Source organism: Stenotrophomonas sp. SKA14, from assembly GCF_000158575.1.
In the GTDB taxonomy this organism is placed as follows: Bacteria; Pseudomonadota; Gammaproteobacteria; order Xanthomonadales; family Xanthomonadaceae; genus Stenotrophomonas; species Stenotrophomonas forensis.
In genome coordinates this window covers 4,344,431-4,361,799 of the sequence record NZ_DS999412.1, presented here as the reverse complement: position 1 = coordinate 4,361,799, position 17,369 = coordinate 4,344,431, and the positions used below count along the sequence as shown (strand labels likewise).

Annotated in this window: 9 protein-coding genes and 1 other RNA gene; 6 read left to right on the top strand and 4 right to left on the bottom strand. The window is 66.7% G+C overall.

Annotation, left to right across the window (positions count from 1 at the left end):
• The first annotated feature begins 81 nt into the window (after positions 1–81).
• A complete protein-coding gene (locus SSKA14_RS19825; protein WP_040008687.1) occupies positions 82–486 on the top strand; it encodes a DUF6165 family protein in 405 nt (134 codons plus the stop codon).
• Positions 487–534: 48 nt separating this feature from the next.
• Here the strand turns inward: SSKA14_RS19825 and SSKA14_RS19820 are convergent, their stop codons facing one another.
• Entirely contained in the window at positions 535–1,581 is a 1,047-nt protein-coding gene (locus SSKA14_RS19820; RefSeq protein ID WP_040008685.1) for a glycosyltransferase family 9 protein, read from the bottom strand.
• 20 nt (positions 1,582–1,601) lie between these two features.
• Between SSKA14_RS19820 and SSKA14_RS19815 the strand changes: the two genes are divergently transcribed.
• Genes SSKA14_RS19815 through SSKA14_RS19805 form a run of 3 tightly spaced genes read left to right on the top strand, consistent with a single transcriptional unit; the run spans position 1,602 to position 3,504 of the window.
• Positions 1,602–2,351 carry a 3-deoxy-D-manno-octulosonic acid kinase gene (locus tag SSKA14_RS19815; protein WP_008266944.1) on the top strand — a complete coding sequence of 250 codons (750 nt, stop codon included), beginning with the start codon at positions 1,602–1,604 and terminating at the stop codon, positions 2,349–2,351.
• Entirely contained in the window at positions 2,351–3,118 is a 768-nt protein-coding gene (locus SSKA14_RS19810; protein ID WP_040008682.1) for an MBL fold metallo-hydrolase, read from the top strand. The genes SSKA14_RS19815 and SSKA14_RS19810 overlap by 1 nt, the downstream gene beginning before the upstream one ends.
• The gene (locus tag SSKA14_RS19805; RefSeq protein WP_008267320.1) at positions 3,115–3,504 is read left to right on the top strand and encodes a nuclear transport factor 2 family protein; all 390 of its coding nucleotides are present in this window, start codon (positions 3,115–3,117) and stop codon (positions 3,502–3,504) included. Before SSKA14_RS19810 ends, SSKA14_RS19805 begins: the two co-directional genes overlap by 4 nt.
• Before the next feature lie 77 nt (positions 3,505–3,581).
• On the opposite strand, the gene ffs is transcribed toward SSKA14_RS19805, so the two are convergent.
• Positions 3,582–3,678, bottom strand: an RNA gene (ffs, locus tag SSKA14_RS23600) — signal recognition particle sRNA small type.
• A gap of 300 nt (positions 3,679–3,978) precedes the next feature.
• Here ffs and sugE point away from each other — a divergent pair.
• Together sugE and SSKA14_RS19795 are read left to right on the top strand one after the other, a co-directional pair.
• On the top strand, positions 3,979–4,296 hold the full coding sequence (gene sugE, locus SSKA14_RS19800; protein ID WP_008265478.1) for a quaternary ammonium compound efflux SMR transporter SugE: 318 nt from the start codon (positions 3,979–3,981) through the stop codon (positions 4,294–4,296).
• Positions 4,297–4,664: 368 nt separating this feature from the next.
• Positions 4,665–15,557 carry an autotransporter-associated beta strand repeat-containing protein gene (locus tag SSKA14_RS19795; RefSeq protein WP_040008680.1) on the top strand — a complete coding sequence of 3,631 codons (10,893 nt, stop codon included), beginning with the start codon at positions 4,665–4,667 and terminating at the stop codon, positions 15,555–15,557.
• Positions 15,558–15,614: 57 nt separating this feature from the next.
• Here SSKA14_RS19795 and SSKA14_RS19790 read toward each other — a convergent pair whose 3' ends face one another.
• Together SSKA14_RS19790 and SSKA14_RS19785 are read right to left on the bottom strand one after the other, a co-directional pair.
• The gene (locus tag SSKA14_RS19790; protein WP_040009846.1) at positions 15,615–16,058 is read right to left on the bottom strand and encodes a GNAT family N-acetyltransferase; all 444 of its coding nucleotides are present in this window, start codon (positions 16,056–16,058) and stop codon (positions 15,615–15,617) included.
• Between the two features lie 76 nt (positions 16,059–16,134).
• The gene (locus SSKA14_RS19785; protein WP_008265439.1) at positions 16,135–17,256 is read right to left on the bottom strand and encodes a DUF3667 domain-containing protein; all 1,122 of its coding nucleotides are present in this window, start codon (positions 17,254–17,256) and stop codon (positions 16,135–16,137) included.
• Positions 17,257–17,369: the final 113 nt, after the last annotated feature.

Sequence of the window (17,369 nt, the reverse complement as noted above, 5' to 3'; positions counted from 1 at the left end):
CCATCCACGCATGGCGTGGATCTACCCGTTCCATCGCGAGCTGCGGGTTAAACTGCTGCATCACCTGCTGGAGCTTTCCCAATGACCGCTGAAATCCTCGTGCCCGTTTCTTTCGGCGAGCTGCTGGACAAGATCTCGATCCTGCAGATCAAGTCCGAGCGCATCAGCGACGAGGGCAAGCTGGCCAACGTGCGCAAGGAGCTGTCGGCGCTGGAGCAGACCTGGATGGCGCACCCGGCGGCGGTGAAGGACATCGCCAAGCTGCGCGCCGAGCTGAAGGCGGTCAATGAGCAGCTGTGGGACATCGAGGATGACATCCGGCTGAAGGAGAAGGCGCAGGCGTTCGACCAGGGCTTCGTCGACCTGGCGCGCAGCGTCTACCTGCGCAACGACGAGCGCGCGCGCATCAAGAAGGCAATCAACCTGGCGCTCGGTTCGGCCTACGTGGAAGAGAAGTCCTACCAGGATTACACGCAGCGCGCGTAATCCGGTCCAGGCGGTAGATCCACGCCATGCGTGGATGGGGCCTGCCGCTCACCCCAGGTGGTCGGCGACGTAACGCTCGAAGGCGGCGATGCCGTCTTCGACGGTGATCAGTTCCATCACATCGTCGAACTCGATCTTGGTGCCCCACTTCAGATCCGCGGCCTGCTTGGCGAGGTACTTGCGCGCAGCGTCGTCGTAGCGGTCCACGCAGTAACGGCGGTCCGAGTACGGGCCGCTGCGGTGCGGATTGCTGGCGGCGTGCAGGCCCAGCACCTTGGCGCCCATCGCGTTGGCGATGTGCATCGGGCCGGAATCCGGCGTCATCACCAGGTTGGCGCGGGCAAGCAGGGCGGGCAACTGCTTGAGCGTGTCCTTGCCGACCAGGTCCAGTGCCGGTGTGTGCAGCTGCGCCTGGATCGCGTCGGCCATGCTGCGTTCCAGCTCGCTGCGGCCTCCGCACAGCACCACCTGCCAGCCGCGCTGCGTCGCATGGTTGGCCACCGCAGCGTAGCGATCGGCGTACCAGTTGCGGCGCACGTGGCTCGAACACGGCGAGATCATCAGCACCGGGCGGCCATCGTCCTGCCACTGTGCGTCGGCCCATTCGTAGGCCGACTGCGGTACGGCCAGGTCCCAGCTGATCTCGGTCTGGCGCAGGCCCAGCGGTTCGCAGAAGCTGCCGATGGCGTCCAGTACATGGATGCCGGGACGGTCGGGGATGCGCTCGTTGATGAACAGTCCGTGCAGGTCCTTGGAGCGGCTGCGGTCGTAGCCGATGCGGCGCTCGGCCGGAATGAAGGCCGACAGCAGGTTGGCGCGGAACGCGACCTGCATCTGCAACAGCGCTTCGAAGCGTCCCGGTGGCAGCTGTCTGCGCAGCTCCTTGACACCGGCCATGCCGCTCTTCTTGTCGTAGGCATGGAAGGTGACGCCCGGCAGGCCATCAAGCAGCTTGTGCCCGGCCTTGTCGATGATCCAGTGGATCGGCGTGTCCGGGCGCGCAGCCTGCAGGGTGCGCACCAGGGGCACCACGTGGGTGACGTCGCCGAGTGCGGACAGGCGCAGGAGGCACAAGGATGAGGACGCTGATGCCATGTGTTGTTAGACTCAATGAAATGGTCGCATTCGACGCCAATGAAGCGCTGACGCCATGCCGCGAGGGTCGCGGCATCGGGGCCATTCTGTTCGACCGCGAGCGGCTGCGGCAAGCCGAGATCGGCCTGTTCTCGCCCCAACACTGGGGCAGCAGGGCGCGACCGGTGGGTGAGGGCGGCCGCGGCAGCGCCTGGTTCATCGATGCGCCGTTCGGCGCCAGCGTGCTGCGCCACTATCTGCGCGGCGGTCTGGCGGCGAAGATCAGCCATGACCAGTACCTCTGGCGCGGCTCGGACCGGACCCGCAGCTTCGCCGAGTTCCGGCTGATGCGTGCCCTGCGCGAGAAGAAACTGCCGGTGCCGCGACCGATCGCGGCGTTCTACATGCGTGAGGGCCTGCGCTACCGGGCGGCGATCCTGATGGAACGGATCGAGGGTGTGCGCTCGCTGGCCGACCGGGCGCTGGTCGCTGGCCGGGGCGCGCCGTGGGAGGAGACCGGCCGGCTGATCGCCCGTTTCCACCGTGCCGGCCTGGACCATGCCGACCTCAATGCGCACAACATCCTGTTCGATGGCAACGGCCATGGCTGGCTGATCGACTTCGACCGCGGGGTCATCCGCATCCCCGCCACGGCCTGGCGCGAACGCAATCTCAAGCGCCTGCTGCGCTCGCTGATCAAGCTGCGCGGCGAGCGCAGCGTGGAAGATGTGCAGAAGGACTACGTGCGGCTGCGCCGCGCCTATGACATGGCCTGGAACCGGGGCACCTGATGGACTGGTCGTTGCGTTTCCTCGGCGTCGGCAATGCGTCGGCGGTCGAGCTGGGGTCGCCGATGTCGGTGATCGAGCGGGACGGTCGGCCGTGGCTGACCATCGACTGTGGCGGCGAAGGCCTGACCGCGTTCAAGGCGCACTACGGGCATCTGCCGCAGGCGTTGTTCGTCACCCATGTGCATCTGGACCATGTGGCCGGCTTCGAGCGGTTGTTCGTGGATACCTTCTTCAGCGCGCAGCGGCGCGGCAAGGTGCGCCTGTACGTGCCTGCCACGGTGGTGCCGTTGCTGCACAAGCGCATCGGCGACTACCCGAACGTGCTGGCCGAGGGCGGTGCCAACTTCTGGGATGCCTTCCAGCTGATCGTGGTGGGTGAGGCGTTCTGGCACGAGGGCGTGCGCCTGGAGGTCTTCCCGGTGCGCCACCACTGGCCGGAGACGGCCTATGGCTTGCGCCTGCAGGGCGCGCTGACCTGGAGCGGCGATACTCGCCCGATTCCGGAGATGCTGGCCCGCTACGCCAATGACAATGAACTGATCGCCCACGACTGCGGCCTGCATGGCAACCCGTCGCATACCGGCGTGGCCGATCTGGAGCGCGAGTACAGCGCCGAACTGCAGGCGCGGATGATGCTGTACCACTACGCAAGCGCGGCCGACGGCCAGGCGCTGGCCGCGCGCGGGCACCGCGTGGCGCAGCCGGGGCAGTGTGTGCCGCTGGCGGCCCCGACCGCGCCGCACGTGCTGGCGCAGGATCCGCCGTGAACACCTGCGGCCAGCCTGCTGATGCAGCGCTGGCGGCCGAACTGGAGGCGCTGGAGCGCGCGCTGCACGCGCCGCCGGTGCGTGCCGACCGTGAGCGCCTGGCTGCATTGCTGGATGAGGATTTCAGCGAGATCGGCAGTTCCGGCCAGTGCTACGGCCGTGACGCTGCGCTGGCGGAGATTCCGCTGGAGCGGACGCAGGTGTTGATCGAGTCGGAACAGTTCGCGGTGCGGCTGTTGGCCGATGGCCTGGCCCAGGTGCGTTACCGCAGCCGCCATCACGTGGATGGCCAGGCGCAACGCTGGGTGCTGCGTAGTTCGCTGTGGCGCCGGCACGGGCAACGGTGGCGGATGCTGTTCCACCAGGGCACGCCGGAAGCGCGGTAGTGCCGGGGCATGCCTGGCGAAGGGCGCCAACCAAGGTTGGCAGCTACCAGAGCGGGGGCGTGGCCGAAAAGGCGATGGCCCCGCCGGCTGACCTCGGCGCCCGCGTCGATCGATACCGTTGCTGCCTTCCGGCCCTGGCGGGATTTTCGACCTAGCGTCGCGAGGGGCCGACGGGGCCACCATAGAGACGTTGGCCGCCCAGTGGGCGGCCAGTTCACGGATCAGGGGACGCAGCGCGCGATGCGCCAGAGACCACAGCCGGACTGCACATCGGCTGGCCGATGGCAGACGCGCATTCTAGCGCAGGCAGGCCCATCGACGCCAGCTTCACGCACTGAATCGGCTGTAACCCGTTCCCGGCCACGGCGGCCGGGTCGCACCCCCGTTGCTAGAATGCCGGCCTGGAGGAACGACCTCCCCCGCATCGGGAACCAATGACCAGGACGGCCTGGCCCTACCAAGAGGAGGGCCGTCATGGCCTGGATCTATCTGTTGTTCGCCGGCCTGCTGGAAATCGTCTGGGCCGTGTCCATGAAGCAGTCCGAAGGCTTCACCCGGCTCACCCCCACCGTGGTCACCATCGTCGGCATGATCGCCAGCTTCTGGCTGCTGGCCGTGGCCATGCGCAGCCTGCCGCTGGGCACCGCCTACACGATCTGGACCGGCATCGGCGCGGTCGGCGCGTTCGTGGTCGGCATCGTGTTTCTCGGCGAGCAGGTCAGCCCGATGCGGATCGGCGCAGCGGTGCTTATCGTTTCTGGCCTGGTTTTAATGAAACTCTCCAGTACGTGAAGGTTTATCGGAGCGCGATTTATCCACGCCCCGGCCGGCTTGCTGTGAATATGCAATGCGCATATTCGGCAAAATAGATTTATTCACCCATTTTATTTGACGTACGTCATAAAAATTACGTGGGTGATTCACGCGGCACTGTCGGCATCCGTCGCACAGTGCCGCCATTCGTCAAGCGAAACCGGGGAGTTTTCGCGCTGATGGATACGCCAGCGCGCCGCTCTTCCTGCGCGTTCGCGTGAAGATGTGAAGATTTTCACGAGTAAATGCCGTAAGCCTTGTTCCCGTGAAGGAGCAGGGGCGGGCGGCATCGTCTTCAAAAAAAACCTGCCTGCCGTGCCGTCCGGTCTTTTCATGGAGATTTACCGATGAACCGCATTTACCGTCTGGTTTTCAATCGCGCCCTCGGGGTAATGCAGGTTGCTTCGGAGGTCGCCCAGAATCCTGGCGGAAGTGCGATTACCGCGAAGCGGCCACCGCGATTGCGGGCACATCAGCTGGCGGTCGCATTGGCGGCCACATTGGCCAGCGGTTCGGCATTCGCGGCGTGCACCGGTACCACCACCGTCAACTGCGACAGTTCCACCAACATCAACAACTACAGCAATGCGACCAACGGCCTCACGCTGAACATTGCCGCGGGTGCGTTGCTGCGTACGCCGCCGATCGTGGGTGGCGGCAACGCAGCGACGCTGAGCGGCGACAACGTGACGGTCAACAACAGTGGCACGATCGATCCGAGCTCGATCCTGCTCGCGTCGCCCGGCCTGGTAGTCGGCAATGGTCTGGCTAACAACAGCGCGATCGTCGTCAACAACAATTCCGGCGGACAGATCAAGGGCGTCGTCAACATCGCATCGCTGCTGGGTTTCGGTGGCCAAGCGCTGGTGGCACAGAATGTCAACGGCACCACCACCATCGACAATGCCGGCCTGATCAGTACGTCGTTGATCGGCGCAGGCAGCGTTTCCGACGCGACCACGGTGGTGACCTATGGTGGTGCAGCAGCCAATGTGACCAACACAGGCACCATCGACGGGCGCGTCGGCCTGGGGGCTTCTGGCGGTAATACGTTCCTCAATGCGGGGGCGGTCAGTGGCAGCGTTCACCTGGGTGATTCAACCGGCGGCAATACCTTCACCGCAGTGTCGGGTTCCAGTGTTGTGACCGGTGGCGGCAGTGCCCTTGCCGGTGTGATTACCGGTGTCACCGGGGTGAAGGTTGCGGCTGCAGGATCGGTCGACGCCGGTACCGGCAGTGGTGCCGCCAACAACACGCTGGTGTTGCAGAACGTCGTCAGCGGTCCGGGGTCCGGCACTGGCGGTGCAGTGACCACGCTGGGCTGGAGCCAGTACCTCAACTTCCGGAAGCTCACCGTCAACAGCGGCACCTGGAACCTGCAGGGCGCATGGAACGGAACTGGGCCGACGACGCTCAATGATGGCCTGGTCAATTTCAACGATGCCGTTTCCTTCGGCACAGGGGTGTTCACCGCCAACGGCGGCGCCATCGCCTCCTCTACGGCCGGTCTGAACCTGGCAAACGCTTTCAGCCTCGGTGGCAATCTTTCCTTGGCGGGGACCAACGCGTTCGGCCTGGGCGGCGTGCTGTCCGGTACCGGCGGGCTGACGGTCAACAACACCGGCATCGTCACCCTGGGCGGCGCGAACCTGTTCAGTGGCGGCGTCAACCTCAATGCCGGCGGCCTGGTTCTGGGCAATGCCGGTGCGCTCGGCAGCGGCAACCTCACCGTCGGTGGCAGCGCCTCACTGGATACGACGGCCGGCTTCAACCTGGCCAACAATCTGGTGATCAACGGTGGCGGCGCGCTGAACCTGCTGGGCAGCAATGCATTGTCATTGAGCGGCTCGATCTCCGGTGCCGGCAATCTGACCAAGAACGGTGCCGGCACCCTGACCTTGAACGGCGCCAACTCGCTGACCGGCAATTTCAACCTGGCCGGAGGCGCGTTGGCACTGGGCGCAGGCGGCAGCCTGTCGCCCACCGGCGCGATCACGGTCGGCGTCGGCACCAGCCTTGACCTGTCTGCAGCGGGCAACCAGACCATCGGTTCGCTGGCCGGGCTCGGTGGTTCGGTCAACCTTGGCAGCCGCACGCTCACGCTCGGCGGGCTGGGCAATACCAGCTACAGCGGCACGTTCGCGGCAGGCACGGGTGGCTTGGTCAAGCTGGGCACTGGCGTGCAGACCCTGTCGGGCGTCAACAACCTCAGTGGCGGCGTGGCGCTCAACGCAGGTGGCCTGCTGCTGGGCAACGCGGCTGCGCTGGGCAGCGGTGCGCTCAGCGTCGGCGGCAACGTGACGCTGGATGGCACCACGGGCGCGCTTGCGCTCGCCAACACGGTCAATCTGGGGGCGGGCAGCATCCTCAACCTGCCCGGCAACCAGGCGCTGACGTTCAATGGCGTGATCGGTGGGACCGGCAGCCTGGTCAAGAATGGTGCGACCACCCTGACCCTCAACAATGCCAACACCTTCAGTGGTGGGCTGTCACTCACTGCCGGTGGCCTGGTGCTCGGCAATGGCGGTGCGCTCGGAACCGGTGCGCTGAACGTCGGCGGTGCGGTGACGCTGGATGCAGGGTCTGCGCTGAGCGTGGGCAATGGCATCAACCTTGGCGTGGGCGGACTGCTGAATGTGCTGGGCAGCAACGCGCTGACGCTGGGCGGTGCCATCGGCGGCACCGGCAGCCTGATCAAGAACGGAGCAGCCACGCTGACCCTGGGTGGTGCGAATACCTTCACCGGTGGCCTGGCGATCAACGCCGGCAAGGTGGCAGTGGGTAGTGGCGGAAGCCTGGCCGCCGGCGGTGCGGTCAGCCTGGCTGGCATCGGCGCGGACCTGGATATCTCGGCCGGAGGCAACCAGACCATCGGCGCGTTGTCCGGCATTGCGGGCAGCACCGTGACGCTGGGCGGTAGCACGCTGACCTTCGGTGATGCCACCAACCAGACGTTCGCAGGAGTGATCGGTGGCACCGGCGGCCTGGTCAAGCAGGGAATCGGCACGCAGACGTTGAGCGGCGCCAATACGTTCAGTGGTGGTCTGAACCTGGCCGCGGGCGGCCTGCTGCTGGGCAACAGCAGTGCAATCGGCAGTGGCGCGTTGACCGTCAGCGGAAACGGCACGCTCGATGGTTCCGCGGCACTGAACCTCGGCAACGCCATCAACCTGGGTGCGGCGCTGACCCTGCCGGGCAGCCAGAACCTCACGTTGGGCGGCAACATCACCGGCACCGGCAGCCTGACCAAGAACGGTGCCTCGCTGCTGACCTTGAATGGCACCAACACCTTCAGTGGTGGCCTGACGCTCAACGCCGGCAGCCTGCTGCTCGGCAACAGTGGCGCACTTGGCAGTGGCGTGTTGAATGTGGGAGGCAGCGCGACGCTGGACGGCAGCGCTGCGCTGAACCTGGCCAACAACGTGACCCTCGGCAGCGGGGCGGTGTTGTCACTGCTGGGTTCGCAGGCGATCACGCTCGGCGGGGTGTTGTCCGGTGCGGGCGGCCTGGTCAAGAACGGTGCCAGCACGCTCACCCTCAACGGTGCCAACACCTTCGCCGGTGGCCTGACGCTCAATGGCGGCGGCCTGATGCTGGGCAATGCCGGCGCGCTCGGGAGCGGCCTGCTCGGCGTGGGCGCGAATGCCACGCTGGACAGCTCGGTGGCCTTGAACCTGGCCAATGCGATCGATCTCGATGCCGGCGCGCAGTTGAGCCTGATCAGCAACCAGAACACGGCCCTGGGCGGTCTGATCACGGGCACCGGCGGCCTGATCAAGACCGGTACCGGCGTGCTCTCGTTGAACAACAGCAATCTCTTCAGCGGTGGCCTCGCATTGAATGCAGGTGGCCTGTCGGTCGGCGCCAACGGCGCGCTCGGCACGGGGGCGTTGAACATCGGCGGCAACGTTTCGCTGGATGCCGGCGCTGCGGTGACGTTGGCCAATGCAGTGAACCTGGGGGCCAACACGCTGACCCTGCCGGGCAGCAACAACCTGACACTGACCGGTGTGGTGGGCGGGACCGGTGGCCTGGTCAAGAACGGTGCCTCGACGCTGACGCTGTCCGGAGCCAATACCTTCCTGGGCGGTGCCACGGTCAACGCCGGTACGCTCGCACTCGGTGCCGGCGGCAGCCTCGCCGCAGGCGGCGCCGTGGATCTTGCCGGTGCGGGTGCAACCCTGGATATCTCCGCGGCGGGCGCCAACCAGACCATCGGCGCGTTGAACGGCGTGGCCGGCAGCCAGGTCGCGCTGGGTACGCAGTCACTCACCTTCGGCGGCGCCAGCAATGGCAGCTTTGCCGGCGTGATCGATGGCAGTGGCGGGCTGGTCAAGACCGGCACCGGCGTACAGACGCTGTCCGGCGCGAATACCTTCGGCGGCGGTGTCGCACTGAATGCCGGTGGCCTGGTTCTTGGCAACGCGGGCGCGCTGGGAACCGGGGCGCTGGCGATTGGAGGCACCACCACGCTGGACAACACGGTGGCGGTCAACCTGGCCAATGCAGTGAACTTCGGCAACGGCACGCAGCTGACGCTGGGCGGCAGCAATGACGTCACCCTGGGCGGCGTCGTGGCGGGCAACGGCAGCCTGGTCAAGAACGGTACCGGCCTGCTCACGCTCAACAACACCAATACCTTCGCAGGTGGCCTGACCTTGAACGGTGGCGGGCTGGTGGTCGGCGCCAACGGCGCACTGGGCAGTGGCGCGCTGGCGGTGAATGCCAGCACCTCGCTGGATGCAGGTGCCGGCGTAAGCCTGGGCAATGCGATCAACCTGGCCTCGGGTGTTGCGTTGACCCTGCCGGGCAGCAACACGCTGACGTTGTCGGGGGTGATCGATGGCAATGGCAGCCTGGTCAAGAACGGTGCCACCACGCTGACGCTGTCTGCTGCCAACACCTATACCGGCGGTACCACCATCAATGACGGCACGCTGGCACTGGGCCTGGGCGGCAGCCTTGCCGCGGCGGGGGATGTCACCCTGGGCAACGCCGGCGCCGCTTTCGATATCTCCGGCGCGAGCGGCAGCCAGACCATCGGCGCGCTCAATGGTGTGGGTGGAACCACGCTGGCGCTGGGTGGCAATTCGCTGACCTTCGGCACCGCCAGCAACGCCGCCTTCGGTGGCGTCATCAGTGGCAGCGGCGGCCTGGTGAAGGTGGGTGCGGGCGTACAGACCCTGTCCGGCGCCAACACCTTCGGTGGCGGCGTGACACTCAATGCCGGTGGCCTGGTACTGGGCAACGACGCCGCGGTGGGTACCGGTGCGCTCACTGTCGGCGGTGCGTCGACGCTGGATACCACCGGGCTGGCCACGCTGGCCAACAACATCGCGCTCAATGCCGGGCTGACCGTGCTCGGTACCAACGCATTGACCCTCAATGGCGTTCTGTCCGGTGCGGGCAGCCTGACCAAGGAGGGCGGCGCGACGCTGACCTTGAACGGCGCCAACACCTACACCGGTGGCACCAACATCAACGCCGGTACGCTGGCGCTGGGTGCCAATGCCAGCCTGTCGGCAACCGGCACGGTCAACCTCGCCACCGGCGCCACGCTGGATCTGTCTGCGGGCAACGGCACGCAGCAGTTCGGCACCCTGATCGGCAACGGCACGATCAACCTCGGCGCCAATGCGATCGAGGTGGGTGGGGCGACCAATGGCACCTTCAGCGGCTCGATCACCGGTACCGGTGGCCTGACCAAGGTCGGTGCCGGCACTGAAACCCTGACCGGAACCAATACCTACACCGGCGGCACGCTGATCAATGCCGGCACGCTGGCGATCGGGCCGGGTGGCAGCCTGTCCGCGACCGGTGCGGTGACGCTTGCTGCAGCGGGGACCGGCTTCGACATCTCGACATCCGGCGCCGACCAGACCATTGGTTCGCTGGCCGGGGTAGCTGGCTCCAGCGTGAGCCTGGGCGCGCAGTCGCTGATCCTCGGTGGGGTGGCCAACAGCGTGTTCGACGGTGCGATTTCCGGCACCGGCGGCCTGGTCAAGAATGGGGCCGGCGTCCTGACCCTGGGTGGCGCCAATCTGTTCAGTGGCGGCGTCGCACTCAACGGCGGTGGCCTGGTGGTCGGCAACAACGCTGCGCTCGGCAGCGGCGCGCTGACCGTGGGCGGCAACGCGACGCTGGATGCATCGACAGGCGTCAACCTGGCCAACAACATCGGGCTTGCCGCGGGTGCCAATCTGGATCTGCTGGGCAGCAACGCGCTGACGCTGGGCGGTGTGATTTCCGGTACCGGCGGCCTGATCAAGAACGGTGCGGCGACCGTGACCCTGACCGGTGCGAATACCTACACCGGAGGCACCACCATCAACAGCGGCACGCTGGCCATCGGTGCTGGTGGCAGCCTGGCGTCGACCGGCGCGGTGAACCTGGCAGGTACCGGTACCCTCGATATCTCTGCGGGCAACCAGACCATCGGTTCGCTGGCCGGCGTGGCAGGCAGCACGGTGGCACTCGGTGGCAGCACGCTGAGCCTGGGCGGCACGGTGGACAGCACCTTCAACGGCGCGATCAGCGGCAACGGTGGCCTGATCAAGAACGGCGCCGGCGTGCAGACGCTCAATGGCGCGAGCACCTTCAGTGGTGGCGTAACGCTCAATGCCGGCGGTCTGGTGCTCGGCAACGACAATGCGCTGGGCACCGGTGCGCTGACCGTTGGCGGCGCGGCCACGCTTGATTCGAACACGGCGCTCACGTTCGGCAACAACGTCATCCTCAACAGCGGGCTGACCGTACTGGGCAGCAACAATCTCACCTTCAACGGCAACCTGAGTGGCGCCGGCTCGCTGACCAAGGAAGGCGCCGCGACGCTGACCCTGAACGGCACCAACAGCTACACCGGCGGTACCTTCATCAATGCCGGTACGCTGGCGCTGGGCGCAGGCGCGAGCCTGCATGCCGGTGGCGTCGTCAACCTGGCCTCGGGCGCGACCTTCGATCTGTCGGCCGGCAACGGCACGCAGACCTTCGGCACCCTGATCGGCAACGGCACGGTGAACCTGGGCGCCAATACGCTGACGATCGGTGATGCCAGCAACGGCACGTTCAGTGGCTCGATCGGCGGCACCGGCGGCCTGGTCAAGGAAGGCAGCGGCACCGAGACCCTGACCGGCACCAACACCTTCACCGGTGGCACCACCATCAATGCCGGCACGCTGGCGATCGGCGCGGGCGGCAGCCTGGCCGCGACCGGCGCGGTGACCCTGGCCAATGCCGGTACCGCCTTCGACATCAGTGCAGGGGGCGCGCAGTCCATCGGCTCGCTGGCCGGCGTGGCCGGAAGCACGGTGTCGCTGGGTGGCAGCACGCTGACCCTCGGTGGCGTGGGCAACACCACGTTCGCCGGTGACATCACCGGTACCGGCGGCCTGGTCAAGAACGGTGCCGGCGTGCAGACGCTGAGCGGCAACAATACCTTCAGCGGTGGCGTGGCGCTCAACGCCGGTGGCCTTGCCCTGGGCAACAACAACGCGCTGGGAACCGGCACGCTGACGGTGGGCGGAAACGCCACGCTGGACGGCACCACGGCATTGACCCTGGCCAATGGCGTACAACTGGCCAGCGGCACGCTGACCTTGCCTGGCAGCAACGCGCTGACCTTGAATGGTGCGATCGGCGGTGCCGGTGGCCTGCTGAAGGACGGTGCCTCGACGGTCACCCTGGGCGGTGCCAGCACGTATACCGGCACCACCACCATCAACAGCGGCACGCTGGCGGTGGCCGCCGGTGGCAGCCTGTCCGGTGCCAGCACGGTCAACCTGGCCGGTACCGGGACACTGGATATCAGCGCCGGCGGCAACCAGAGCATCGGTGGCCTGGCCGGCGTGACCGGGTCCAGTGTGCTGCTGGGGGGCGCAACCCTGAGCACCGGCGGCAACAACGGCAACACCACGTTCGGCGGTGTGCTCAGTGGTACCGGTGGCCTGGTGCAGGGCGGTACCGGCACGCTTACCCTGACCGGCAGCAATACCTACACCGGTGGCACCACCATCAATGGCGGCAGCACGCTGCAGATCGGCGATGGCGGCACCACCGGGTCGGTACTGGGTGACATCACCAACAATGGCAGCCTGGTCTACAACCTCGGCACCACCGCAAACGTGGGTGGCGTGGTCAGCGGCAGCGGCGGCCTGACCCAGGCCGGCAGCGGCACGCTGGTGCTGACCGGCAACAACACCTACACCGGCGGTACCACCATCAATACCGGTGGCACGCTGCAGGTCGGCAATGGCGGTGCGACCGGTTCGATCGTCGGTGACATCAGCAACAACGGCGCACTGGTATCCAACGTCGCCGGCAACACCACGCTGGGCGGCACCATCAGTGGCAGTGGCGGCCTGACCCAGGCCGGCAGCGGCACGCTGACCCTGACCGGCAACAACACCTACACCGGCGGCACCACCATCAATACCGGTGGCACGCTGCAGGTGGGCAACGGCGGTGCGACCGGTGCGATCACCGGCAACGTCGCCAACAACGGCAGCCTGGTGTTCGACGTGGCGGGCAACACCACCGTCGGCGGTGCGATCAGTGGCAGTGGCGGCCTGACCCAGGCCGGCAGTGGCGTGCTGACCCTGGTCGGCAACAACACCTACAGCGGCGGCACCATCATCAATGCGGGCGGTACGCTGCAGGTCGGCAACGGTGGTGCCAGCGGTGCGATCACTGGTGATATCACCAACAATGGCGCACTGATCTCCAACGTTGCAGGCAACACCCTGCTGGGCGGCACTATCAGCGGCAGCGGTGGCCTGACCCAGGCGGGCAGCGGCACGCTGGTACTGACCGGCACCAATACCTATACCGGCGGTACCACCATCAATACCGGTGGCACGCTGCAGCTGGGTAACGGCGGAGCAACGGGTTCCATCGTCGGTGACATCACCAACAATGGCTCGCTGGTGTCCGGCGTGGCCGGCAACACCACGCTGGGCGGCACCATCACCGGCAGCGGTGGCCTGACCCAGGCTGGCAGCGGCACGCTGACCCTGACCGGCAACAACACCTATACCGGCCCGACCACCATCAACGCCGGTGGCACGCTGCAGGTGGGCAATGGTGGCGCTACCGGTGCGATCGGCGGCAGCGTCACCAACAACGGCAGCCTGGTATTCAACGTGGGTGGAAACACCACCGTTGGCGGTGCCATCAGCGGCAGCGGCGGCCTGACCCAGGCCGGCAGTGGCACGGTGACCCTGACCGGCAACAACACCTATACCGGCGGGACCACGATCAACGCGGGCGGCACGCTGCAGGTCGGCAACGGGGGCGCCAGCGGCGCGATCACCGGCAACGTCACCAACAATGGCAGCCTGGTGCTCAACGTCGGCGGCAACACCACCGTCGGCGGCACCATCAGCGGCAGCGGCGGCCTGACCCAGGCCGGCAGCGGCACCGTCACCCTCACCGGCAACAACACCTATACCGGTGGCACCACCATCAATGCCGGTGGCACCGTGCAGGTTGGCAATGGCGGCGCCAGCGGATCGATCACCGGCAACATCACCAACAACGGCGGCCTGGTCATCAACACCGGGGGCACCACGACACTGGGTGGCAGCATCAGTGGCGGTGGCAGCATCGTGCAGGCCGGCCCGGGCGGCCTGAACCTTGGTGGCAACAGCGGCGGCTTCAGCGGCACCGGCCAGGTCACCGGCGGTGGCCTCAATGTCACCGGCACCATCGGTGGCCAGTGGACCATCGGCAGCGGCACCGGCTTGTCCGGCACCGGCACCATCGGCGGTACCGGTGGTGGCGTGACCGTATCCAGCGGCGGTGTGCTGTCGCCGGGCAATGGCCCGGGCAACGGCAGTGGCACCGGCAATGGCGTCGGTACGATCACCATCGGTGGCAACCTGACCCTGTCGCCGGGCAGTACGCTGGGTATCGATCTGGGCGCCACGGGCAGCGACACGGTGCAGGTGGGAGGCAACGCCAACGTGGGCGGCAGCACCGTGCAGGTGAACACCATTTCGCCGAGCACCAGCTACCAGCAGGGCCAGCAGTACACGGTGGTCAATGCGGGTGGCGGTGTCAGCGGCCAGTTCGCCGCGGCGACCACGCCGTCGGCCTTCCTGACCATTACCCCGGTCTACACCGCGAACACCGCGAACCTGAAGATCGATGTGGCGCAGACCGCAGCCTTCACCACCGTGGCGAAGACGCGCAACCAGTACAACACGGCTGCGGCGCTGGACAGCCTGCCGCAGAGTGGTCAGGCGCTGGGGCTGTACAACACGCTGCTGATGTATGACGCCGGCACTGCGCGCAGCGCGTTCGACCAGCTCTCCGGCGAAGTGCATGCGGCCAGCCGTGCGGTGCTGCTGTATGACAACTACCTGGAAGAAGGCATCCGCCAGCGCCTGGGCAGCGAGTTGCCCACCGTGCGTGGCGAGCGCGCTTCGGCGTGGCTGGCCGGCAGCGGCAAGGTGTTCAAGCAGGATGGCGATGGCAATGGCGACGAGATCCGCTCCAACCGCAACGCGGTGATGGCCGGCGTGGACTGGCAGCTGGGTGAGCACGTGGTGCTGGGTGCGGCCGCAGGCAGCGAGCGGCTGGATACACGCCTGTACGATCGCGACTCGCGGGCCCGCCTGCGCGGTACCACCTTCGGCCTGTACGCACAGGGCGAGTGGAACAACGGCTTGGCAGTGGGCGGCAGTGTGTCGCGCGGTGATTACCGCACGCGCACCACCCGTGAGGTGCCGCTGCTGGGCCAGACCCTGCACAGCCGCCAGGATTCGGATGTGACCATCGCCCAGGTGGAAGGCAGCTGGACCTGGACCCACGGCAGGACCCAACTGCAGCCGTACGTGCAGTTCACCAGGCACTGGGTCGACAGCGATCGTGCGACGGAGCAGGGCGGCAGCGCTGCGCTGGTACTGGAAGGCGGCAAGGACACGCTCAATGTCAGCACCGTGGGCGTGCGCGGCCGCTGGGACGTGGGCAGCGGCGAGCGTTTCCCGGCACAGCTGACCGTCGGCCTGGGGTGGCAGCACGCCTCCGGTGACACCGACGTGGCCAGCCGCAACCGCTTCGCGGTGGGGGGCGATGCCTTCGACGTCTACAGCGCAGTGATGGCACGCAATGCGCTGGTCAGCCAGGTGGGCGTGGCGGTCGGGTTGGGCCGCAACAGCCAGCTGTCGATGTTCGTGCAGGGCCAGCACGGCGATGGTCGCCGCGATGTCGGCGGGCAGATCAACCTGCGCGTGGGCTTCTGAGGGGAGTAGGCCGGCAATGGGTTCACGCACGCCGTGGATCCGGGGCGGGGCGGAGGGCTACACCCTCCGCTTCATTTCCACGGCGTCGATCCCGGCGCCGTGGCCATCGGGCACCACCCGTGTCACGTGGAAGCCGAGGCCGGCATAGAAGCCTTGCGTGTGCTGGCTGGTGCTGAGCGTGATGTGCGTGATCGAGGAGTCCGCTTCGGCCTGGCGCAGGCGTGCCAGCGTCAGTTCGCGGCCGATGCCCTGCCGGTGCAGCGCGCGCTGCACCATGCCCCAGCAGAAGCCGGCGCTGCCATCGCCACGGCGTGTGATGCCGCCGCAGGCGATGACACTGCCGTCGCGCTCGATGATCTGGAAGGCGCAGTCCACCGCCTGCACGAGCAGGAAGCCTTCGAAATCGCTGCGTTCTTCCGGCGCGAAGTACGTGGGCACGTTGCTGTCGAAGATCGACAGGCAGGCGCTGGCATCCGTGGGGCGGTAGAGGCGGAATTTCATGCGACCACGATAGTCGATCGGCAGTGGATCCACGCCACGCGCGGATTCAGGGGTGACACGCCATGCGTGTCTTCCCTCAGGCCGAAATGCCCGCCAGTGCGGCGTACATCACCACGAAGGTCACCAGGAACAGGTACACGCCGCCGATGGCGAGGTAGCGCAGTACGGTGAACGCCTTGCTGCCGCCATACACGCGCTGCTGCATCCACAGCAGGTACACCGGAACCGCCAGCCACAGCAGGGCATACAGCCATTGGCTGAGCGTGGCAATCGCCGGTGATGCGAAGGCGTTGCCGATGCCGGCGACGAGGAACGTTGCCAGCAGCACCATCATCAGCCAGCTGTGGCTGTAGAGGGCGATCACCAGGTGCTCCAGATAGCCCATCGGTCGCCGGAGGTAGGCGATGCGCAGTACCAGTGCGAACACCGGCATCAGGAAGAACAGGGCGCCCGGCAGTGCGGTGAGGATCGCCTGCATGTAGAGGTCGGCCTTGCCACCCATGCGCTTGATGTTGGTGTTGCCGTTCTGCAGGCGCTTGTTGAGCCATCGGTTGGCGAACTGCGGCCAACCATCGAGGACGATGGGATTGCTGTCCGCATCCCAGGGTTTGCCGTTGACCGTGTGATCGAAGAAGGTGCCGTATCCGGCTGTGGCGGTTTCAGCAGGGGCGACGGCGCGGGTGCCATCGAGCTCCGCCTTGCGCTGTGCGGCGGCGGCATTCACCGCTGCTCTCGCCACGGTGAAGCCGGCGTTGCCGGTGGTGGGGGAGCTGGTCTGCTGTTGGTCGATCAGCGCCAGCTGTTGTGCGCGTGCGGCTTCGACCTGTTCCACGGTGGTGGCCTTGGCGTACACCGAGTCGCGCCCACCGCCCACACCGAAATCGTCGACGTGTACGAACAGCTTGCCGACGAAGAAGGTGAACAGCGTGAGGATGACGAACAGCCGCAGTGGCTGTACGTATCCCACCCGGCGGCCCCTGAGGTAGTTCAGCGCGATGCGGCCGGGCACCCAGAGGTCGCGCAGCGTGCGGAAGATGCGCCCGTCCAGGTGCCAGAAGGATTCGAACACTTCCTCGATGGCGTGGCCGACATGCTTGAGCGGGTTGTGCGCCGATTGCCCGCAACGATGGCAGTAGTGGCCATGCAGGGCGGTGTCGCAGTTCTCGCAGGCGGCGTGAGCGTGGTCGGTCGAGCTCATGGGCGATGGGGCGGCGTTGGATGAAGGCGCCTACGATAGCGAATTTTCAGGTTTCGTTCAGTTTTGTTTGAGGCAGTGTAGGTGCGGGTGGGAGGCCTACGAAATGCATCCAC